This is a genomic window from Bacillus paralicheniformis, assembly GCF_001042485.2.
Lineage (GTDB): Bacteria > Bacillota > Bacilli > Bacillales > Bacillaceae > Bacillus > Bacillus paralicheniformis.
On the sequence record NZ_LBMN02000035.1, the window covers coordinates 154,130 to 176,759 of the forward strand.

The window sequence follows — 22,630 nt, forward strand, 5'->3', positions numbered from 1 at the left end:
ATATCAATCACCACGGCACACATCTATGTTAAAATAAAATGTAAAATGCATAGTCAACCAATCGTTTACGACGATTAAGGTGGAAGGAGTTTTACAATTGGGCAGAGGATTACATGTAGCAGTAGTTGGTGCGACAGGCGCTGTAGGACAGCAAATGTTAAAAACACTAGAAGACAGGAATTTTGAACTGGATAAACTGACTTTATTATCCTCAAAACGTTCAGCAGGTACGAAGCAGACTTTCAAAGGCAAAGAGTACACTGTAGAAGAAGCTCGTCCAGAGAGCTTTGAAGGCGTCAACATCGCGCTTTTCAGCGCTGGGGGAAGCGTTTCGCAGGCGCTTGCTCACGAGGCTGTCAAACGCGGGGCGATCGTTATTGATAATACGAGCGCGTTCCGAATGGACCAAAACACTCCGCTCGTCGTACCTGAGGTCAATGAGGCAGATTTGCACAAGCACAACGGCATTATTGCAAATCCGAACTGTTCAACAATCCAGATGGTTGTTGCGCTCGAACCGATCCGCAAGGCTTTCGGTTTAAACAAAATCATCGTGTCGACTTATCAGGCGGTGTCGGGAGCCGGAAATGAAGCGGTAAAAGAGCTCTACGGGCAAACCGAAGCCATTTTGAACGACAAACCGTTCGAGCCTGAGATCATGCCGGTGAAGAGTGATGAAAAACACTACCAAATCGCATTTAACGCTATTCCTCAAATCGATAAATTCCAGGAAAACGGCTTTACGTTTGAGGAAATGAAAATGATAAATGAAACGAAAAAAATCATGCACATGCCTGAGCTTCAAGTTTCAGCCACATGTGTCAGACTGCCGGTTGCAACAGGGCATTCAGAATCCGTCTACATCGAAACAGACCGTGATGATGTGACAGCAGAAGATATTAAAAATCTGTTAAAAGAAGCTCCAGGCGTCGTTCTGCAGGATGATCCGGCTGAACAGGTCTATCCGATGCCTGCAGATGCAGTAGGAAAAAGAGACGTGTTTGTCGGCCGGGTGAGAAAAGACCTTGACCGCCCGAACGGTTTCCATCTGTGGATCGTTTCCGACAACCTGCTGAAAGGCGCAGCATGGAATTCCGTACAAATCGCAGAAAGCCTAAAAGCTTTAAATTTAGTTTAAGATTTCTAACGGGATGTGAGAAGAGAGTGAGGCAAAAATGAAAGCCTGCTCTCTTCTGTTACGTCCGAAATCAACTTGGAGTGAAATAAAGTGAAAATCATCGTTCAAAAATTCGGCGGAACGTCTGTAAAAGATGACCGCGGCAGAAAGCTTGCCTTAAGCCATATTCAGGAAGCGGTCAATGAAGGATACAAAGCGGTTGTCGTCGTATCGGCCATGGGCCGGAAAGGCGATCCGTATGCGACTGATTCATTGCTTGATCTGCTTTACGGCGGACAGGATACGATTACCGAGCGCGAGCAGGATATGCTTTTATCATGCGGAGAAACGATTTCCTCTGTTGTGTTCGCCAGCATGCTTTTGGAAAACGGGATTAAAGCAGCTGCTTTAACCGGTGCGCAAGCGGGCTTTTTAACGGACAACAACCATACGAATGCAAAGATTCTCGAAATGAAGCCGGAGCGGCTTGTCAGCATGCTGGCCGACCATGATGCGGTTGTCGTCGCAGGCTTCCAAGGCGCGACTGCAAAAGGGGACATTACAACGATCGGCCGCGGCGGAAGCGATACATCGGCCGCTGCGCTCGGCGCGGCGCTGGACGCGGAATTTATCGATATTTATACAGATGTCGAAGGCGTCATGACCGCTGATCCGCGCATCGTTGAAAAAGCGAAGCCGCTGCCTGTGATTACCTATACGGAAATCTGTAATTTAGCCTATCAGGGGGCCAAGGTGATCCACCCGAGAGCCGTTGAAATCGCAATGCAGGCGAAAGTGCCGATCCGCGTGCGTTCAACCTATTCAAACGAGACGGGCACGCTCGTCACAAGCCATCACAACTCAAAAGCCGGAAGCGACGTTTTTGAGCGTCTTATCACTGGCATCGCCCATGTGAAAGACGTGACACAGTTTAAAGTCCCGGCAAAAGAAGGACAATATAACGTACAGACTGAAGTGTTTAAAGCGATGGCGAATGCCGGCATCAGCGTCGATTTCTTCAATATTACACCAAGTGAAATTGTCTACACGGTGGCTGGAAACATGACCGACCGCGCCTCTGGCATCCTGAAAGAATTGGGCTATGAACCGGCCGTGACAAGAAATTGCGCGAAAGTGTCAGCAGTTGGCGCGGGAATTATGGGCGTTCCGGGCGTTACCTCAAAAATCGTTACCGCTTTATCAGAAAAAGGCATTCCGATCTTGCAGTCTGCTGACAGCCATACGACGATATGGGTGCTCGTGCACGAGAAAAATATGGCGACGGCCGTGAATGCGTTGCATGAAGTGTTTGAACTGTCAAAATAAATATGATTGAATCATGATGAGGTGAAAAAAATGAATTTCGGAAATATCGCAACCGCAATGGTTACGCCCTTTGACAAAAATGAAAATATCGATTTTCAAAAACTGTCAAAGCTGATCGATTATTTAATAAACAATGGGACGGATTCCCTGGTGGTTGCCGGAACAACCGGAGAATCGCCGACGCTTTCCGAAGAAGAAAAGGTAGCGCTCATTCAATATTCCGTAAAGGAAGCGGCAGGCCGCGTCCCGATCATCGCCGGCACGGGAAGCAACAACACGAAAGCGTCGATCAAGCTGACGAAAAAAGCTGAAGAAGCCGGCGCTGACGCCGTCATGCTCGTCACTCCGTACTACAACAAGCCTTCTCAGGAAGGCATGTACCGCCATTTCAGAGCGATTGCGGAGGAAACGTCACTGCCTGTCATGCTTTATAATGTACCGGGAAGAACGGCTGCTTCGCTCGCACCGGAAACGACGATCCGCCTTGCGGAGATCCCGAATATCATTGCGATTAAAGAAGCGAGCGGCGACTTAGATGCGATTACAAAAATCGTAGCTGAAACCCCTGAGGACTTTGCCGTTTATTCAGGAGATGACAGCCTGACACTGCCGGCCTTGTCCGTAGGAGCGAGAGGAATCGTTTCCGTTGCATCACATATCATCGGACCGGAAATGCAGGAAATGATCAAACATTATACAGAGGGGAACACGGCTCAGGCTGCTTTGATCCACCAAAAGCTGCTTCCGCTGATGAAAGGGCTTTTTGCCGCACCGAATCCGTCTCCATTAAAGACGGCTCTTCAGCTGAAGGGTCTTGATGTCGGGTCCGTCCGGCTCCCTTTGATTCCGCTAAATGAAGATGAACGACTCCGTTTAAGCAGCCTGATGAACGGCCTGTAAAAAACAATACGGACGAAAACGGTCATTCTCTTTTGGAGGGGATGACCGTTTGTCATATACATAATGGTTCTTGTTTTCTAAATTTAGATTCAGGTATAATAGGGACAAGTGATGATGGACGGGTACTTAGATTAGGAGGATTACAATTTGAAAAAAAATACAGAAAATATTAGAATTATCGCCTTAGGAGGCGTCGGAGAGATCGGAAAAAACCTTTATGTCATTGAAATTGATTCTGACATATTCGTGGTTGACGCCGGTCTCATGCATCCAGAAAATGAAATGCTGGGTATCGATGTGGTCATTCCTGACATTTCATATTTAATTGAACGATCTGACCGCGTAAAGGCGATTTTTCTCACACACGGGCATGAGGAAAACATAGGCGGCGTATTTTACTGCCTGAACAAACTTTCTGTGCCTGTTTACGGAACGAAGCTGACGCTCGCCCTTTTAAAGGAAACGCTGAAGCAGTACGGTGTAAACAAAAAGCCCGATTTAAGAGAAATTCATTCAAAATCTGTTATTACATTTGAATCGACAAAGGTGTCATTCTTTAAAACAAATCACAGCATTCCGGATTCCGTCGGTGTCAGCTTTAAAACATCCCTCGGGTCCATCGTGTGCACTGGCGATTTTAAATTTGACCAGACACCTGTTTTAAACCAGACAAGCGACATCGGCGAAATTGCCAAAATCGGCAACAGCGGTGTGCTGTGCCTGCTTTCCGACAGTGCCAATGCTGAGAAACCGGGCTATACGCCTTCAGAAGCAGTCGTCGGCGGAGAGATATCCGATGTAATGTACAATGCCGAAAACCGCGTCATTATTGCCGTGTTCGCGTCTAACTTTAACCGGATTCAGCAGGTCATTGATGCCGCGCTCCAAAACGGCAGGAAGCTTGCGGTTTCAGGAAAAAATATTTCGACGATACTCCAGCTGGCGATGAAGCTCGGGTATGTCACGGCAGATGAAGATCTGTTCATCCCTGTCCAGGAAGTTAAAAAGTATCCGAAAAGAGAAGTCGCGATTTTGACAGGGGACAACCATGGAGAGCCGCTCGCCGCATTGACCAGGATCGCAAAACAAGGGCATAAGCAGCTCGACATTGAGAAAGGGGATACCGTCCTGATCGCATCCTCCCCTATTCCGGGTCAGGAGCTTGTCTACTCCAAAGCGGTCGACCTCTTAACAAGAGCGGGCGCGCAGGTCGTTTTCGCCCAAAAACGCGTCCATGTATCAGGCCATGGCTGTCAGGAAGAACTGAAGCTGATGCTCAACCTGCTGAAGCCGAAGTATTTAATCCCCGTAAACGGTGAATACAGAATGCAAAAAGCGCATTCCAAGCTTGCCGAAGAAATCGGTATGAAACGGAGCGACATTTTCCTGATTGAAAAAGGAGACGTCGTGGAATTCCGCGGACAAAACGTGAAAATCGGCGATAAAGTGCATTCAGGCAATATTTTGATCGATGGACTCGGTGTCGGCGACATCGGCAATATCGTGCTCAGAGACCGCCGTCTTCTGTCCCAGGACGGAATCTTAATCGTTGTGATTACCCTTGATAAAAAGAAAAAACATCTTGTATCAGGACCCGAAATTATCACGAGAGGTTTTGTCTATGTCAGAGAATCTGAACAGCTGATCGTTGAAGCGACGGAACTTGTCAGGGAACTCGTCAACGAAAGCACAGAAAACGCCGTCGTCGAATGGTCCGCCTTAAAACAGGCGATGCGTGACGCATTAAACCAGTTCCTATACGAAAAAACGAAACGAAAACCAATGATCATTCCAATCATCATGGAAGTATAAAACCAAGAGATTTCTCTTGGTTTTTTTTCATGCCTTTTGCGTTGAATGAAAAAAACGCCATTGTCCATAATACAAAAGAAACTCGAGAAAGAGGTGAGCCAGATGGACTCAAACCGGATACAAAACGGGGACAGCCAGGGGGAGCAGCCGGCTAAGCCGGACGCAAAAGACAGTCTCGTCAACAAAATCCAGCAGCTCGGCGAAACGACACTCCCGCAAATGGGTCAGGATACCAACATTCACTGTCTGACCATTATCGGGCAAATTGAAGGTCACGTACAGCTTCCTCCCCAAAATAAAACAACAAAATATGAACACGTGATTCCCCAGATCGTTGCAGTAGAGCAGAATCCTAAAATCGAAGGGCTGCTCATCATCTTAAACACGGTCGGAGGAGACGTTGAAGCGGGTCTTGCGATTGCGGAAATGCTGGCGTCTCTGTCAAAGCCGACGGTCTCTATCGTGCTGGGCGGCGGACATTCAATCGGAGTTCCAATTGCGGTGTCCTGCGACCACAGCTATATCGCTGAAACAGCGACGATGACGATCCATCCGGTCAGACTGACAGGGCTTGTCATCGGTGTGCCGCAGACATTTGAGTATCTCGATAAAATGCAGGAAAGGGTCATCAATTTCGTGACAAGTCATTCGAACATATCGGAAGACAAATTTAAAGAACTGATGTTTTCAAAAGGCAATTTGACCCGCGATATCGGGACGAATGTCGTAGGAAACGATGCCGTGAAATATGGATTAATCGATGAAACCGGCGGAGTCGGACAGGCGATTCAAAAGCTGAATGAATTAATCGAACAAAACAAAGGCGCCCAGGAAGGGATGATCCAATGATTCTGTATACAACAATGCCGCAGGAAATCGTGTTCGCAGGGCAGGCGGAAAACTCGAACTTAAAACAGATCGATGTCAACGGCGTGCCCCTTTTAGTCGAAATGAACGGAGAGGAAGCAAGAGTCGTCCAAGTTCTCAGCACGAACCCGATGGATTTTTTAAAACAAGAAACAGCACCTGGGCAGACGCTTAAACTGACATTTTATAAATAGCTGAAGTGTCTCAAGGATAAATATGCTATAATAGGGGAATCCAGAGGAAAATCGCAGCCGAAAAAAGGCTGCTTTCTCTTTGTTTTTACATTTTTTAACACGCAGTAAGGTGATGGAACATGGCAAAAAGAAAACGAAAATCAACAAAGAAACAAAAACAAGGAAAAAAACGGATTCATCTTAAATTTGAATTGTACGGATTAATCTGTATCGCCATCTCGATTATTGCGGTTTTGCAGCTTGGCGTAGCAGGGCAAACGTTCATTTACATGTTCCGCTTTTTCGCCGGTGAATGGTTCATCCTTTGCTTTCTCGGCCTTTTTTTAACGGGTGTGTCTTTATTTTGGAAGAAGAAAACACCCAGTTTTTTAACAAGGAGAAAAGCGGGCCTTTACTGCATCATCGCAAGCATGCTGCTTCTTTCCCATGTCCAGCTGTTTCAGCATTTGACCGAAAGGGGAATCGTTCAGTCTCCGAGCGTAATCCAAAATACGTGGGAGCTGTTTCTGATGGATGTAAAAGGCGAGACAGGATCACCTGATCTTGGAGGCGGAATGTTTGGAGCCGTTTTATTTGCGGCGTCATACTTTCTGTTTGCATCTGCAGGGTCTAAAATCATCGCCGTCTTCCTGATCTTGATCGGCCTTCTTTTGATTACGGACCGTTCGCTGCAGGAGACGCTGATCAAATGGATGACCCCGGTCGCGTCCTTCATTAAAAACCAGTGGCAGGCCTTTTTAGCAGACATTAAACAATTGAAAAGCAGTTCGCCCAAAAAGAAATCAGGAAAAAAACAAAAGGCGCAGAGAAAACCGAAAGTGTCTGAAGAGCCTGTACAAGAAGCGGAGCTTGATCCAGATCCGGTGATTCAGTCAGAACCGATTATTTCAAGCTTTTCCGACCGTGATGAAAAACCCGAAGTTCAAGCGTACGAAGCTCAGGCGCCTGCCCCTGCCGAGCATTCTCCTGAGCCTGAAGCCGGTGAGGACATGCAGGCTACAGGCGCGCCCGAGATCACGTTCACAGAGCTTGAAAACAAGGATTATCAGCTTCCGTCGATTCAATTGCTGGATGAGCCGAAGCACACAGGGCAGCAGGCGGATAAAAAGAATATTTACGACAATGCCAGGAAGCTGGAAAAGACGTTTCAAAGCTTTGGAGTTAAGGCGAAAGTCACCCAGGTTCATCTCGGCCCGGCCGTAACGAAATATGAAGTCTATCCTGATGTGGGCGTCAAAGTCAGCAAAATTGTCAATTTAAGTGATGACTTGGCTCTTGCGCTCGCGGCCAAAGATATCCGCATCGAAGCCCCGATTCCCGGAAAATCGGCGATTGGAATCGAAGTCCCGAATGCGGAAGTCGCGATGGTTTCCTTGAAAGAAGTGCTCGAATCGAAACTGAATGACCGGCCGGATGCAAAGCTGATGATCGGACTCGGCCGGAACATTTCCGGAGAAGCTGTATTGGCAGAGCTGAACAAAATGCCCCATCTTCTTGTTGCAGGAGCGACAGGAAGCGGGAAAAGCGTCTGTGTCAACGGGATTATTACAAGCATTTTGATGAGGGCAAAGCCCCACGAAGTGAAGATGATGATGATCGACCCGAAAATGGTCGAGCTCAACGTCTACAACGGGATTCCGCATTTGCTCGCGCCCGTCGTGACAGATCCGAAAAAAGCATCGCAGGCTTTGAAGAAAGTCGTCAACGAAATGGAGCGGCGCTACGAATTGTTTTCTCACACGGGAACGAGAAATATCGAAGGGTATAACGACTATATTAAACGGATGAATGCCGCAGAAGAAGCAAAGCAGCCGGAGCTGCCATACATCATTGTGATCGTGGACGAGCTTGCCGACCTGATGATGGTCGCTTCCTCTGATGTGGAAGACTCGATCACAAGGCTTTCGCAAATGGCAAGGGCGGCGGGAATCCATCTGATCATCGCGACGCAGCGGCCTTCGGTCGATGTCATTACAGGGGTTATTAAAGCCAATATTCCGTCAAGGATCGCTTTCAGCGTATCGTCGCAGACAGACTCCAGAACGATTCTTGATATGGGAGGCGCTGAAAAACTTCTCGGCAGAGGGGACATGCTGTTCCTGCCTGTCGGCGCCAACAAACCGCTCCGCGTCCAAGGGGCCTTCCTGTCAGATGAAGAAGTTGAAAAAGTTGTCGATCACGTCATCACCCAGCAAAAAGCCCAATACCAAGAAGAAATGATTCCAGAAGAGACGCAGGAAACGGTCAGCGAAGTGACAGACGATCTTTACGACGAAGCGGTTGCGCTTGTCGTCAGCATGCAGACGGCGTCCGTGTCCATGCTGCAAAGGAGATTCCGCATCGGCTACACAAGAGCGGCGCGGCTTATCGATGCCATGGAAGAGCGGGGAATCGTCGGCCCTTATGAAGGTTCAAAGCCCCGTGAAGTCCTCTTGTCAAAAGAGCAATATGAAGAACTCTCTTCTTAAGAAGAGAGTTCTTGTTTTACATAATTTCATTATGTAAACTGGAAAACGTCTATTTATTTATTTGACAAAACATGATATAGTTATCCTCAATTAAAGGTAATTTGAATCTGATCTGTCAGACGGAGGGAAAACATGTCGATAAAAGCTGACAATCAACGGTTATGTTTAAAAGTGATTGATCGGATAAAAGATGATATTCAAAATGGGGTCTTTTGCGAGAATGAACGGCTCCCGTCTGAGTTTGAGCTGTCAAAGATGCTTGGTGTGAGCAGAACGGCTTTGCGTGAAGCGCTTAGAATGCTGGAAGAAGAAAACGTCATCATCAGAAGGCACGGGGTCGGATGCTTTGTAAATGCCAGACCGTTATTTCTATCTGGTATTGAGCAGCTGAACAGCGTCACAAAAATGATCGAGCAGGCAAGCATGACGCCGGGAACCATTTTTATGTCTTCACAGGTTACCGCTCCTACCGAAGAAGATATGCTCCGGTTTCAATATGCGGAAGAAACCGAGATCTTTTTGCTTGAGCGGGTGAGAACGGCAAATGGAATGCCTGTTGTCTACTGTCTTGATAAAATACCTGTGGATATCCTCCCGGAAGGCTTTTCACACGAGCAGGAATCGATGTTTGAATGGCTTGAGGACAAATCCGGCGCCGTGATCAGCTATGCTGTTGCCGATATTGTGCCGATCGGGTATCACGACACCATTTCTCAAATTCTCGAATGCGATCCTGAAACATCTTTGCTGCTGCTCAAACAGACTCATTATGACCAAAACGATAAGCCCGTTTTATATTCTTTAAACTATTTTCGGGCCGATAAATTCAGATTTCACGTCGTCAGAAAACGTTTTTGATATACGGGCGCTCGATTAGGAGCGGCTGTTTTTTTTTTGCCCATTAGCGCCCATACATAAATAAGCCCGCAACACGGAACAATAACAGATGGAAATACTGATGAATTGGGTGAAAAAAAGTTGAGCAGAAAAAAAGACATGAAAAGCATTGTTGCGCTGTCTTCGGTCCCGCTTGTGATGACGCTAGGCAATTCGATGTTGATTCCGGTTTTGCCGATGATCGAAAAAAAATTAAACATTTCTTCGTTCCAAGTGTCGCTGATCATCACGGTTTACTCTATCGTGGCGATTTTATGCATCCCGATTACCGGCTATATGTCAGACCGGTTCGGAAGAAAAAAGATCATGCTCCCATGTCTTGTAATCGCGGGAGCTGGAGGAGCTTTGGCAGGTTTGGCTTCAACTTTTTTCGAAGATCCGTTTGCGATGATTTTAGCCGGGCGCGTCCTTCAAGGTATCGGATCAGCCGGCGCAGCGCCGATCGTCATGCCGTTTATCGGCGATCTTTTTCAAAAAGATGAAGAAATCAGCGCGGGACTCGGAGATATAGAGACGGCCAATACTGCCGGTAAAGTATTAAGCCCGATATTAGGGGCTTTTTTAGCATCTTGGGTTTGGTACATGCCATTTTGGTTTATTCCGGTCGTGTCTCTTGCCAGCTTTTTTCTCGTCTTGTTCTTTGTTCCCAAACCGAAGGACAAAGATGATGAAAAGCAAACATTAAAAAACTTCGCAAAAAACGTACAGGAGATATTTAAACGGGAAGGACGATGGCTTGTTTCCATTTTTGTCATCGGCGGGATCATTATGTTTCTTTTATTCGGAGTTCTCTTCTACCTGTCGGATACATTGGAGAAGCAGCATCAAATTGACGGGATTGCAAAAGGAGCGCTTCTCAGCATTCCGCTGCTTTTCCTTTCCGTCAGCTCCTACCTTGCCGGAAAGCTGATCGGAAACGACAAAATCAGAATGAAGGCCTGCGTACTGACCGGCATGGTCCTGCTGTCTCTGTCGTTTGCCGGTTTGTGGTGGAACCACAGCTTTTACCCGCTGTTTTTATTTATGTCCATCGGCGGCATCGGGATCGGAATTGCACTCCCTTCTTTGGATGCGCTCATTACCGAGGGAATTGAAAAAGAAGAACGCGGCACGATATCTTCGTTTTACAACAGTATGCGGTTTATCGGGGTTGCGCTCGGATCGCCGGTTTTCGCCTATATGATGACAAATGCGGATTGGCTGATATTCATCGTATCGCTTTTGTGCGGTTTAGCCGCCTTAGCGCTTGTGCTGTTTAATATCGACCCGAAAGAAGACGAAAGTGAAGCGGCAAAGACGGTGTAAATCTGCACCGTCTTTTTCATAAGGTTTTTAGTTTCCTTAAATCTCCTCCAGTTGATATAATTACAACCATACAGTCCAAGCGCATATGATGAAATGTGGTCATAATACATAATATAAACAAGGACGAAGGAGGTTCTATATGACATACCTTAACGAAATAAAAAGAAAGCACCGCGGATTGACAAGCCACATCGTCAAAACGGAAAAATTCAAAACCGTCTCGATTATTTTTAAAATGCTTGCTCCTTTAACAAAGGAAGATGTGACAGAGAGGGCGCTTTTTCCGCATGTGCTTTTGCGGGGAACGGGCACCCGCCCCAAAACTTCAGAACTCAGAATGTATCTTGATGAACTTTACGGCACTTCCGTATCATGCGATCTCTCCAAAAAAGGGGAAATGCATGTTATTACATTCAGGCTCGATATCGCAAACGAAAAATTTTTAAAGGATCAGACACCGCTTCTGGAAAAAGGGCTCGAGCTTTTGTCAGAGATCATTTTTTCGCCGGCGCTTGAAGACGGAGCTTTTCTGCCGCTGTACGTGTCTCAGGAAAAACGCACACTAAAGCAAAGAATACAGGCGGTATATAACGACAAAATGCGCTATTCAAATTTGAGGCTGATTCAGGTGATGTGCAAAGATGAGCCATACGCGCTTCACGTCAACGGAGAGCTTGATGATGTGGACGGCATCACGCCTCAAAGCCTGTATGAAGCTTATCAAAAAGCGGTCACAGAAGACCAGCTCGACATTTACGTCGTTGGGGATGTGGATGAACAGCAGGTGGATTCGTACATTTCCAAATACTTCGAAGTAAACGAGCGGGAGCTGAGACCCGTTCCCAAGCTTGAGCAAATCCGCGCAAAGGAGCCTCAGGAAGTCGTCGAGGATGCGGATGTCAAGCAAGGCAAGCTGAACATGGGATTTCGGACGGGAACGCATTTTACGGATGATGATTATCCGGCGCTTCAGCTGTTTAACGGTTTGTTTGGCGGATTTTCACATTCAAAGCTGTTTATTAATGTCAGGGAAAAGGCCAGCCTTGCGTATTATGCGGCTTCCAGAATCGAAAGCTTTAAAGGGCTGATGATGGTGATGTCGGGGATTGAAGTCGGCAATTATCAAAAAGCCGTCGACATCATCAAGGAGCAGTTCCAGGAAATGAAAAAAGGCAGCTTTACAGAAGAAGCGATCGACCAGACGAAAGCGGTCATTAAAAACCAGATTCTTGAAACGCTTGATACACCGTACGGCTTAGTCGAATTTATTTATCAGCAGGCTGCCGCCCAAACCGAATTTTCTCTTGAAGACTGGCTTGGACGAATCGACAACGTCAGAAAAGCCGAGATTATCGAAGTCGGGAAGAAAATCGATTTGGATACAACGTACTTTCTCAAAGGGACGGAGGGAGCATCTTGACGAAAACGATCGAATTTAAACAGCTGAAGGAATCATTATATTACGAAAAAATGCCTGGCGGCCTCGATGTCTATGTTCTTCCGAAAGAAGGATTTAACAAGACATATGCGGTCTTTACAACAAAATACGGATCGATTGACAATCAGTTTGTCCCGCTTGGAAAAGAAGAAATGGTCCGTGTGCCTGACGGAATCGCACACTTTTTGGAGCATAAGCTCTTCGAAAAAGAAGACGGCGATGTTTTTCAGCAATTCAGCAGGCAGGGAGCTTCGGCAAATGCGTTTACCTCCTTTACCAGAACGGCCTACCTGTTTTCGAGCACGTCCAACGTGGAAGAAAACTTGGAAACGCTCGTCGATTTTGTGCAGGACCCTTACTTTACGGAAAAAACGGTTGAGAAGGAAAAAGGCATCATCGGGCAGGAAATCAACATGTATGACGACAACCCAGACTGGCGTCTGTTTTTCGGCTTGATCGAAAACATGTACCAGGAGCATCCTGTCCGGATTGATATCGCAGGCACGATCGAAAGCATCTCGCATATTACAAAAGACCTTTTGTACGAATGCTATGAGACGTTCTATCACCCGAGCAATATGCTGCTGTTTGTCGTTGGTCCGGTCGATCCCGAAGCGATCATCCGCCAGGTCCGCGAAAATCAGCAGAAAAAGCCGTATACAGACCAGCCTGAAATCGTTCGCAAAGAAGTTGAAGAGCCTGGAGCAGTATTCAAAAAAGAACAGGAAATTAAAATGAATGTTCAAAGCTCAAAATGTCTCGTCGGTTTAAAAAGCGCTCATCCGATGAATACGGGAGAAGCCCTGCTGAAGCATGAGCTGACCATCAACCTCATTCTCGAGTGCCTGTTCGGCAAAAGCTCCAGCGATTATGAAAGAATTTATGAAAAAGGATATATCGATGAGACATTCAGCTATGACTATACTGAAGAACACGGATTTGGTTTCGTCTCTGTCGGCGGCGATACGCCTGAGCCCGACAAGCTTGCCGAGGAGCTGAAACAAGTGCTGTTCAAGGCGAAAGAAACGATCACAGCCGAAAAGCTGGAGCTGGCTAGAAAGAAAAAAATCGGCAATTTCTTAAAATCGATGAATTCGCCTGAGTATATCGCCAACCAGTTTACACGGTACGCTTTTCTGGAGACGAGTCTGTTTGATATCGTCACTGTACTCGAATCGATTACGCTTGAGGACGTTCACCGCGTCATTCAGGAAGAAATCGAAGAAGACAGAATCACCGTCTGCAAAGTCGTTCCAAAATCATAAAGCAAGGTCTGAAAGTTCAGCGTGTCAGGAGATTTTCCGATGCACGCTGAACCTTTCTTCTTTTGAACGGAAAGGTGGAAACATAGTATGACAAAACTCGCTCTTATCACCGGTGCAAGCGGCGGAATCGGGCAAAGCATCAGCGAAAAGCTGGCGCAAAACGGGTATGATCTTCTCCTCCATTACCATACAAATGAGCAGGCAGCCGCAGCACTTGCAGAAAGGCTGTCACATACATACGGCATTCACGCCGAAATCATTCACGGCGACCTATCCGACCCCGGCGGCGCAAAAGCCGTTTCCGCTTCCATTGGCGGGCGGGCGCTTGACGGCATCGTCTTAAACAGCGGTCAAAGCTTTCGCGGACTTGTGACAGACATGACTGATGAGGCTGTGCAGGACATGGTGCAGCTTCATGTCTCAAGCCCGTTTCTGTTGACGAGGAATCTGCTGCCGGCGATGATCAGGAAAAAATCCGGTGCCATTGTAGCCGTCAGCTCCATTTGGGGTGAAACAGGGGCGTCGTGCGAAGTTTTATACAGCATGACAAAAGGCGCGCAAAATGTGTTTGTCAAAGCCCTTGCAAAAGAGCTTGCGCCAAGCGGCATCAGAGTCAACGCCGTTTCTCCGGGCGCTGTGAAAACAAGGATGATGGGCTCGTTTTCAAAAGAGGAAGAAGAGATGATCGCCGATGAGATTCCGATGGGAAGGCTCGCCGAAGCCGAAGAGGTTGCCGACGCCGTGCTGTTTCTGCTCTCGGCTAAGGCATCTTATATCACGGGTCAAATTTTGTCAGTTAATGGCGGCTGGCATTGTTAAAAACATGTATAGTTTGCGGTCCCCCAGAGAATAATAAGGCTGTAACTTCAAGAGAATGGAGGGGCCTGATATGTCCGTACTGGATAATTGGGATCAGTGGAAAAACTTTTTGGGCGACCGTTTGAACTATGCCCAAGAAAGAGGAATGTCAAACGAAACCATCTCAGATCTCGCATATGAGATCGGCGATTATTTGGCCGGTGAGGTTGATTCAAAAAACCATCAAGAACGAGTGCTCGCGGACCTTTGGAGCGTGGCTTCCGAAGAAGAGCAGCGCGCCATTGCGAATGTGATGGTTAAGCTTGTTGAAAACAACGGCTCGCATTAAGGAGAGAGTGTGTTCACTCTCTCTTTTTTATAGGCGCGGCTTTGTCAGCGGCACCGCTTTTGTGTTTTCTTTCCGCCTCGATAGGGTAAACATCATCCAGGCGCCGTTACAGCAGGTTTTTCCCGATTATGGGAAACGGACGTTTTTCTTATTTAATCACAACATTCTGCTTTCTAATTGAGACAAAATGCTTTATGATAAAGGAAGGTAAATTTTTGCCACGATGATGGGTAGGGAGGTTATCATTTGGCAAAGCTCGAATGGTACTTAGAATATGAAATACAAGTCAACCGTCCCGGACTTCTGGGAGATATATCCTCTTTATTGGGGATGCTTTCAATTAATATTGTGACCATTAACGGCGTCGATACTCAAAGAAGAGGCCTCTTGTTAAAATGCCGTCATATAGATCAGATTAAGCGACTAGAATCGATTCTGAACACGATGGATACGATTAAAGTGACGAAGCTCCGCGAGCCGAAGCTTCGCGACCGTCTCGCTGTAAGGCACGGCCGCTATATCCAGCGGGATGCAGACGATAAAAAAACGTTCCGGTTTGAACGCGACGAGCTTGGCTTGCTTGTCGATTTTATGGCTGAGCTGTTTAAAAAAGACGGGCACAAGCTGATCGGGATCAGGGGAATGCCCCGCGTCGGCAAGACGGAATCAATTGTCGCTTCAAGTGTCTGTGCAAGCAAAAGGTGGCTTTTTGTTTCTTCGACACTGCTGAAGCAAACGATCAGAAGCCAGCTGATTGCCGATGAGTACAGTCCGGAGAATGTTTTCATTTTGGACGGCATTGTGTCGACGAGAAGAGGATCTGAACGCCATTTGCAGCTCGTCAGTGAGATCATGCGGCTGCCGGCGACCAAAGTTGTCGAGCATCCGGACATTTTCGTGCAAAATACGGAATATACGATGGACGATTTTGATTACATCATCGAATTGCGTAACAGCCCCGATGAGGTGATTACATATGAACATGCTGAAGAACCGCAGATGTTTGACCATTCAGGTTTTTCCGGCTTTGATTTTTAAAATGGAAGGTGTTTGTTGTGACTGAACTAGGAAATCGGCTGAAAGAAGCCAGAGAGGAAAAAGGGATGTCATTGGACGATCTTCAGGCGGCCACAAAGATCCAAAAAAGGTATTTAACGGCCCTTGAAGAAGGAAACTATGATATCATTCCGGGAAAATTTTATGTGCGGGCTTTTATCAAGCAGTACGCCGAAGCTGTCGGCCTCGACTCGGAGCTCTTGTTTGAAGAGTTTAAAAAAGATATCCCTAATTCTTACAATGATGAGGTTTCTGAGAAGCTTTCTTCAATCAAGCCGCAGAGAGAGCTGCCCAAGTCTGCCTCAAAAGCGCTTGAACTTTTGCCTACCCTGCTTGTGGCAGCCGGCGTTATCGTTGTGATCGCGATCATTTACGTCATCGTTCAGGCTGTAAACGGCGGAGGCAACCAGCAGGCTGAAGAGCCTAAGACAGAGGAATCGCAAAGCAAGTATGACGTCTCAAAAGATTCCCCGCTGACAAAGGGAAATCAACAGAACACGGATGCGCAGAAAGACAGCGCTGAAGGCGACAAAGAAAAAAAGGATCAGCAGTCTGATGAGAACGACAAGCTGACCATGAAAGCGACCGCAAGCGAAGGCTCTTCCACAACTTATGAAGTATCAGGATCCGACAAGCTGGAGCTTGAAGTAAAGGCAAACGCAAACTCATGGGTCAGGGTGCGCGACGAGAAAGGAAGCTCCCTTAAAGAAGGAATGATGAAAAAAGGAGAAACCTTTCAAAAGAATATTACCGATCAATCGCAAATTGATTTGCGGATCGGATATGCGCCGGGCGTTGAAATTAAAATCAACGGAGAAGTTCTTTCTTACAAGCTCGATCCTAAGACTGTGATGACACAAAACATAACGATTCAAAATAAAAAGGAGGAAAAGTCATCTTAATTGCACAGATGACTTTTTCTTGCGTTCATCATCATTAGGAAAACATACATATCTGGAGGAACCTTTATGTTTAATCTACCGAATAAAATCACGCTTTCTAGAATCGCATTAATTCCTGTTTTTATGGTCATCATGCTTGTGCCGTTTCAGTGGGGGGCTGTCTCCTTCGGCAGCGAGTCGATTCCGGTCACCCATTTGATCGGCGCACTGTTGTTTATTTTTGCTTCTGTCACCGATTGGGTTGACGGCTATTACGCGAGAAAGCTGAACCTTGTAACAAACTTTGGAAAATTTCTTGACCCGCTTGCAGACAAGCTGCTCGTGTCTTCCGCTTTAATTATTCTGGTGCATTACCATCTTGCTCCGGCCTGGATGGCCATTGTCATTATCAGCCGGGAATTTGCCGTAACGGGACTGCGGCTCGTCCTTGCGGGAACAGGGGAAGTCGTCGCGGCCAACATGCTTGGAAAAGTGAAAACATGGGCTCAGATCATCGCCATCTCTGCTCTTTTGCTTCACAATCTTCCATTTGAGCTTGTATACTTCCCGTTCGGATCGCTTGCTTTATGGGTGGCTGTCTTTTTCACAGTCGTATCAGGATGGGATTATTTCGCTAAAAACTGGGATGCTTTAAAAACATCGAACTAAACGTGGGGAAGTGGAAACAATGAAGTTGGAAAGAAAAGCGGAAATTATCGCTGTCGGTTCTGAGCTTCTGCTCGGACAAATCGCTAATACAAATGCTCAGTTTATCAGCAGGCATTTGGCCGAAATCGGCATTAACGTCTTTTATCACACGGCGGTGGGAGATAACCCGGAACGCCTTAAACAAGTCATTCAGACAGCTCAGAAAAGGTCTGACTTCATCATTTTTTCGGGAGGCCTCGGACCGACGAAAGACGATTTGACAAAAGAAACGATCGCTGAAGTTGTCGGGCGCCCTCTTAAGCTCGACGATGAAGCCTTCGAATCGATTCAGGATTACTTCAGAAAAACGAACCGGGAGATGTCGCCGAACAACCGCAAACAGGCGTTGATCCTCGAAGGATCCGATGTTCTGCCGAACCGCTTCGGGATGGCTCCGGGAATGCTGCTTGAGCATGAATCGCGCTTTTATATGCTCTTGCCGGGACCTCCGAAAGAGCTGGAGCCGATGTTTGAAAACGAAGCGAAGCCGCTGATTTTGGAAAAGCTCGGCTCGAAGGAAAAGATCGTGTCAAGGGTGCTGCGGTTCTTCGGCATCGGAGAATCCCAGCTTGAAACCGATTTGGAAGATCTCATCGATGCGCAGACTAATCCGACAATCGCCCCGCTTGCGGCCGACGGGGAAGTCACGCTCAGGCTCACGGCAAAGCATGCGGATCCGAAGGAGACAAACCGCTTGTTAAAAGAAACGGAAGACCTCATCCTGGAGCGGGTCGGAGAGTTCTTTTACGGGTATGATGATACATCTCTTGCAGAAGAGCTTGCGAAAGCATGCAGGAGCAAGGGAATGACCTTGGCCGCTGCGGAAAGCTTTACAGGCGGGCTTTTTTCCACCTGGCTGACGGAAATGAGCGGCGCTTCCGAATATTTCAAAGGCGGTGCCGTCTGCTACACAAACGAATTGAAAGTTTCAGCGGCCGGTGTTGCTGAAGACACGCTGCAGCGCTACGGTGCGGTCAGCGCGCAATGCGCAAAAGAACTCGCCGCAGGCATCAGAGTCAAAACAGGAAGCGATATCGGCATCAGCTTTACTGGAGTAGCCGGGCCGAATACGCAAGAAGGCCATCCGGCAGGAAAGGTGTTTATCGGCATCTCCGTGAAGGACCAGGCTGAAGAAGCGTTCGAATTTCAGTTCGCCGGATCCAGATCTGCGGTGCGAAAGCGTTCTGCCAAATACGGCTGCCATCTGTTGCTGAAAATGATGGAAAAATAAGCGGAAACCGGATTTTCGGTATATCTTTCTTATGAAAAAAGTCATTCCATTTTAGGAGATCGATTTTTTCCTCTTAAAAAAATCGAATATGCGTTCGCTTTTTTCTTGGCAAATCCGCGCAAACAAGGTATAGTAGATATAGCGGAAGTGATAAAGGAGGAAAATAGAATGAGTGATCGTCAGGCAGCCTTAGATATGGCGCTTAAACAAATAGAAAAGCAGTTTGGTAAAGGTTCGATTATGAAACTCGGCGAACAAACTGAAACGAGAATTTCAACAGTTCCGAGCGGTTCTTTAGCGCTCGACACGGCTCTTGGAGTGGGCGGATACCCGCGCGGCCGGATTATTGAAGTATACGGGCCTGAAAGCTCCGGTAAAACGACGGTGGCGCTTCATGCGATTGCCGAAGTTCAGCAGCAGGGCGGACAGGCGGCGTTCATCGACGCCGAGCACGCGCTCGACCCCGTCTATGCACAAAAGCTGGGCGTCAACATTGATGAGCTTTTGCTGTCACAGCCTGATACGGGCGAGCAGGCGCTTGAAATCGCCGAAGCTCTTGTCAGAAGCGGAGCGGTGGATATCGTTGTCATCGACTCTGTGGCAGCGCTTGTGCCGAAAGCTGAAATCGAAGGAGATATGGGGGATTCCCACGTCGGTTTGCAGGCCAGACTGATGTCTCAAGCGCTTCGTAAGCTTTCCGGAGCGATCAATAAATCGAAGACCATCGCGATCTTTATTAACCAGATTCGTGAAAAAGTCGGCGTCATGTTTGGAAATCCTGAGACGACGCCAGGCGGAAGAGCGCTGAAATTCTACTCTTCTGTCCGCCTTGAAGTGCGCCGCGCAGAGCAGCTGAAACAAGGCAACGATGTCATGGGGAACAAGACGAAAATCAAAGTCGTGAAAAACAAAGTGGCCCCTCCATTCCGGACTGCCGAAGTGGACATTATGTACGGGGAAGGGATTTCAAAAGAAGGGGAAATCATCGATCTCGGAACAGAGCTTGACATCGTTCAGAAGAGCGGTGCATGGTACTCTTATCAGGAGGAACGTCTTGGTCAAGGCCGTGAAAATGCCAAACAGTTCCTGAAAGAAAACAAGGACATCCTTTTGATGATTCAAGAACAGATCCGGGAGCACTACGGTTTGGACACTGGAGGCGTTGCTCCTGCTCAGGAAGACGAGGCCCAAGCTCAAGAAGAACTCGAATTTTAATCATGAAACATGTGAAAGGCTGCCGGCCCGATCGGCAGCCTTTTCCTTTCATCTGCGCATTCAGACGCAGCTCCTTTGTCCATCACCTTCATCTGCACCGTTTGAAAAGGCGTTTAATCCGGAAACGTTAAGACCGTAAGCTTGACAAGTATTTCCCACACAATTACAATGAAATTGTATCACTTGTTTTTCTTAACATGATTGATAAACATTTAAACTTGACAAGGGCTGTGAAGCCGCTTCACTCCCTGTGAAGGTTCTGTATGTTGAGAAGAAGTACAATGTACATGCCGACACTTACTTTTAGCAAGACAAGTTCATAGCAAGAGGAGGTGAAAGTTATGAATCCTTTAGCAATTCTCATCTCCATTTTGCTGAGCCTATTCTGTTTAGTTGTTGGCTACTATGTTCGTAAAATCATTGCCGAAGCAAAAATTTCAGGTGCGCGAAATGCAGCCGAACAAATTCTTGGAGACGCAAAGCGGGATGCTGAAGCGTTGAAAAAAGAAGCCCTTCTTGAAGCAAAGGACGAGATTCATACGCTTCGGATAGAAGCTGAACAAGAAGTTCGTGAAAGACGAAATGAGCTTCAAAAACAAGAAAACCGTTTACTTCAAAAGGAAGAGAACCTTGACCGAAAAGATGAATCATTAGATAAACGGGAAGCGATGTTGGAGAAGAAAGATCATTCTCTGAATGAACGACAACAACATATTGAAGAGATGGAAAGCAAAGTGGATGAAATGATTCGTATGCAGCAGTCAGAGTTGGAGCGTATTTCAAGTCTGACGCGAGATGAAGCGAAGCAAATCATTCTGGAACGGGTTGAAAACGAGCTTTCCCATGACATCGCGATCATGACGAAAGAAAGTGAAAATCGAGCGAAAGAAGAGGCTGATAAAAAAGCGAAAAATATTCTTTCATTGGCTTTACAGCGCTGTGCGGCAGATCATGTGGCCGAGACGACGGTTTCAGTTGTCAACCTTCCAAATGATGAGATGAAAGGCCGCATTATCGGACGTGAAGGACGTAATATCCGTACATTGGAAACATTGACGGGGATCGATCTGATCATCGACGATACGCCGGAAGCCGTTATCCTTTCAGGATTTGATCCGATCAGGCGTGAAACAGCCAGGATCGCTCTTGATAAACTCGTTCAGGATGGCCGCATTCATCCTGCCAGAATCGAAGAAATGGTTGAGAAATCCCGCCGTGAAGTGGATGATTACATCCGCGAAATGGGTGAACAGACGACGTTTGAAGTTGGAGTTCACGGTCTTCATCCCGATTTAATCAAAATCCTCGGCCGCTTGAAGTTCAGAACGAGCTACGGACAGAATGTACTGAAACATTCAATGGAAGTGGCGTTTCTGACAGGCCTGATGGCTTCAGAGCTCGGGGAAGACGTGACGCTCGCAAAAAGGGCAGGACTTCTTCATGATATCGGGAAAGCGATTGACCATGAGGTGGAAGGAAGCCACGTTGAAATCGGTGTGGAACTGGCCACTAAGTATAAAGAGCATCCAGTTGTCATCAACAGTATCGCATCTCACCACGGAGATCAGGAGCCGACTTCCATCATCGCCGTGCTCGTGGCCGCAGCCGATGCGCTGTCCGCCGCAAGACCAGGCGCAAGAAGCGAAACGCTCGAAAACTATATTCGCAGGCTTGAAAAGCTGGAAGAAATCTCTGAATCGTACGAAGGTGTTGAAAAATCATTCGCGATACAAGCGGGACGAGAGGTGCGGATCATGGTCAAACCTGACTCAATCAACGATCTTGAAGCCCATCGTTTGGCGCGTGATATTCGAAAACGAATCGAGGACGAGCTTGACTACCCTGGACACATCAAGGTAACCGTGATCAGGGAAACGAGAGCCGTTGAATACGCAAAATAAAGTGGTGCGAATGCGCCACTTTATTTTTTTGTTTCCTTGTGTAACACTATGATTAAAACCTATTTTAAAAAAGAAAGGGTCAAATTATGAGAATTTTATTTATTGGAGATGTTGTCGGTTCGCCCGGCAGAGACATGATCAAAACCTATTTGCCGAAGCTGAAGCTGAAATATAAACCGAACGCCGTCATCGTCAACGGAGAAAACGCCGCACACGGAAAAGGCATTACCGAAAAAATATACCACCAGCTCATTCAAGCGGGAGCCGACGTTCTCACAATGGGAAACCACACATGGGATAAAAGGGAAATATTTGATTTTATTGATGATGCGCCGCAGATCGTCAGACCCGCCAATTTTCCCGAAGGCACGCCTGGAAAAGGCATCACATACATAAAAACAAACGGTTCGAAGGAACTGGCTGTGATCAATTTGCAAGGCCGCACATTTCTGCCTGCGATCGATTGCCCTTTTCGAAAAGCTGATGAATTAATAGAAGAAGCGTCAAAAAGAACACCGTTCATTTTTATCGATTTTCATGCCGAAGCGACAAGCGAAAAGCAGGCGATCGGCTGGTATACGGACGGCCGCGTTTCAGCAGTTGTCGGAACGCATACGCATGTTCAGACAGCTGACAACCGCATTCTTCCGAAAGGCACGGCATATATAACAGACGTAGGGATGACAGGGCCTTACGACGGAATTCTCGGCGTCGACCGCGAGACGATTATCAAACGATTTAAAACGAGCCTGCCCGTTCGTTTTGAGATTGCCGAAGGCCGCACAACACTGAGCGGAGTTGTCATTGACATTGACGAACAGAACAAGAAAGCCGTTAAAATTGACCGGATATTAATTAATGATGACCACATGTTTTTTGAATGACTGAACAGAAAATCATTT

Annotated in this window: 20 protein-coding genes; all 20 read left to right on the plus strand. The window is 47.1% G+C overall.

The genetic code is table 11. The features are described from left to right. Nucleotides 1-97: 97 nt before the first annotated feature. The 20 genes from asd to ACH97_RS17690 all read left to right on the plus strand — a co-directional run bounded on the left by asd (nt 98) and on the right by ACH97_RS17690 (nt 22,612). Nucleotides 98-1,138: an aspartate-semialdehyde dehydrogenase gene (asd, locus tag ACH97_RS17595; RefSeq protein ID WP_020451441.1), complete on the plus strand. Its 1,041-nt coding sequence runs from the start codon at nt 98-100 to the stop codon at nt 1,136-1,138. A gap of 90 nt (nt 1,139-1,228) precedes the next feature. Further along, on the plus strand, nt 1,229-2,443 hold the full coding sequence (gene dapG / locus ACH97_RS17600; RefSeq protein ID WP_020451442.1) for an aspartate kinase: 1,215 nt from the start codon (nt 1,229-1,231) through the stop codon (nt 2,441-2,443). Between the two features lie 30 nt (nt 2,444-2,473). Further along, nucleotides 2,474-3,343 (plus strand): 4-hydroxy-tetrahydrodipicolinate synthase, encoded by an 870-nt coding sequence (gene dapA, locus ACH97_RS17605; RefSeq protein ID WP_020451443.1) that lies wholly within the window; start codon nt 2,474-2,476, stop codon nt 3,341-3,343. 147 nt (nt 3,344-3,490) lie between these two features. Then, nucleotides 3,491-5,155, plus strand: a complete 1,665-nt coding sequence (rnjB, locus tag ACH97_RS17610; protein WP_020451444.1) for a ribonuclease J2 — start codon at nt 3,491-3,493, stop codon at nt 5,153-5,155. 102 nt (nt 5,156-5,257) lie between these two features. Next, nucleotides 5,258-6,004: a ClpP family protease gene (locus ACH97_RS17615; RefSeq protein WP_020451445.1), complete on the plus strand. Its 747-nt coding sequence runs from the start codon at nt 5,258-5,260 to the stop codon at nt 6,002-6,004. Then, nucleotides 6,001-6,216 (plus strand): YlzJ-like family protein, encoded by a 216-nt coding sequence (locus tag ACH97_RS17620; RefSeq protein ID WP_003181904.1) that lies wholly within the window; start codon nt 6,001-6,003, stop codon nt 6,214-6,216. The genes ACH97_RS17615 and ACH97_RS17620 overlap by 4 nt, the downstream gene beginning before the upstream one ends. A 119-nt stretch (nt 6,217-6,335) precedes the next feature. Beyond that, nucleotides 6,336-8,684 carry a DNA translocase FtsK gene (locus ACH97_RS17625; RefSeq protein WP_020451446.1) on the plus strand — a complete coding sequence of 783 codons (2,349 nt, stop codon included), beginning with the start codon at nt 6,336-6,338 and terminating at the stop codon, nt 8,682-8,684. A gap of 132 nt (nt 8,685-8,816) precedes the next feature. After that, nucleotides 8,817-9,542 carry a GntR family transcriptional regulator gene (locus ACH97_RS17630; RefSeq protein WP_020451447.1) on the plus strand — a complete coding sequence of 242 codons (726 nt, stop codon included), beginning with the start codon at nt 8,817-8,819 and terminating at the stop codon, nt 9,540-9,542. Between the two features lie 138 nt (nt 9,543-9,680). Then, a complete protein-coding gene (gene bcbE / locus ACH97_RS17635) occupies nt 9,681-10,886 on the plus strand; it encodes a bacillibactin exporter BcbE (protein ID WP_155519902.1) in 1,206 nt (401 codons plus the stop codon). 139 nt (nt 10,887-11,025) lie between these two features. Beyond that, nucleotides 11,026-12,306: an EF-P 5-aminopentanol modification-associated protein YfmF gene (gene yfmF / locus ACH97_RS17640; protein WP_020451449.1), complete on the plus strand. Its 1,281-nt coding sequence runs from the start codon at nt 11,026-11,028 to the stop codon at nt 12,304-12,306. After that, nucleotides 12,303-13,589, plus strand: a complete 1,287-nt coding sequence (gene yfmH / locus ACH97_RS17645) for an EF-P 5-aminopentanol modification-associated protein YfmH (RefSeq protein WP_020451450.1) — start codon at nt 12,303-12,305, stop codon at nt 13,587-13,589. The genes yfmF and yfmH overlap by 4 nt, the downstream gene beginning before the upstream one ends. An 87-nt stretch (nt 13,590-13,676) precedes the next feature. Beyond that, nucleotides 13,677-14,408, plus strand: a complete 732-nt coding sequence (ymfI, locus tag ACH97_RS17650) for an elongation factor P 5-aminopentanone reductase (RefSeq protein WP_020451451.1) — start codon at nt 13,677-13,679, stop codon at nt 14,406-14,408. A gap of 70 nt (nt 14,409-14,478) precedes the next feature. Continuing rightward, nucleotides 14,479-14,736, plus strand: a complete 258-nt coding sequence (locus ACH97_RS17655) for a DUF3243 domain-containing protein (protein WP_020451452.1) — start codon at nt 14,479-14,481, stop codon at nt 14,734-14,736. Nucleotides 14,737-14,982: 246 nt separating this feature from the next. Further along, on the plus strand, nt 14,983-15,774 hold the full coding sequence (locus ACH97_RS17660; protein WP_003181917.1) for a YmfK family protein: 792 nt from the start codon (nt 14,983-14,985) through the stop codon (nt 15,772-15,774). Between the two features lie 17 nt (nt 15,775-15,791). Continuing rightward, on the plus strand, nt 15,792-16,694 hold the full coding sequence (locus ACH97_RS17665; protein ID WP_020451454.1) for a helix-turn-helix domain-containing protein: 903 nt from the start codon (nt 15,792-15,794) through the stop codon (nt 16,692-16,694). Between the two features lie 66 nt (nt 16,695-16,760). After that, nucleotides 16,761-17,342, plus strand: a complete 582-nt coding sequence (gene pgsA / locus ACH97_RS17670) for a CDP-diacylglycerol--glycerol-3-phosphate 3-phosphatidyltransferase (protein WP_048350299.1) — start codon at nt 16,761-16,763, stop codon at nt 17,340-17,342. Nucleotides 17,343-17,361: 19 nt separating this feature from the next. Beyond that, the gene (locus tag ACH97_RS17675) at nt 17,362-18,612 is read left to right on the plus strand and encodes a competence/damage-inducible protein A (protein WP_020451455.1); all 1,251 of its coding nucleotides are present in this window, start codon (nt 17,362-17,364) and stop codon (nt 18,610-18,612) included. A 168-nt stretch (nt 18,613-18,780) separates the two neighbouring features. Further along, a complete protein-coding gene (gene recA, locus ACH97_RS17680) occupies nt 18,781-19,827 on the plus strand; it encodes a recombinase RecA (protein ID WP_020451456.1) in 1,047 nt (348 codons plus the stop codon). A 341-nt stretch (nt 19,828-20,168) separates the two neighbouring features. Then, complete coding sequence (gene rny / locus ACH97_RS17685; RefSeq protein WP_020451457.1) at nt 20,169-21,728, plus strand: ribonuclease Y; 1,560 nt, start codon at nt 20,169-20,171, stop codon at nt 21,726-21,728. An 86-nt stretch (nt 21,729-21,814) separates the two neighbouring features. Then, on the plus strand, nt 21,815-22,612 hold the full coding sequence (locus ACH97_RS17690; protein WP_020451458.1) for a TIGR00282 family metallophosphoesterase: 798 nt from the start codon (nt 21,815-21,817) through the stop codon (nt 22,610-22,612). Nucleotides 22,613-22,630 lie beyond the last annotated feature (18 nt).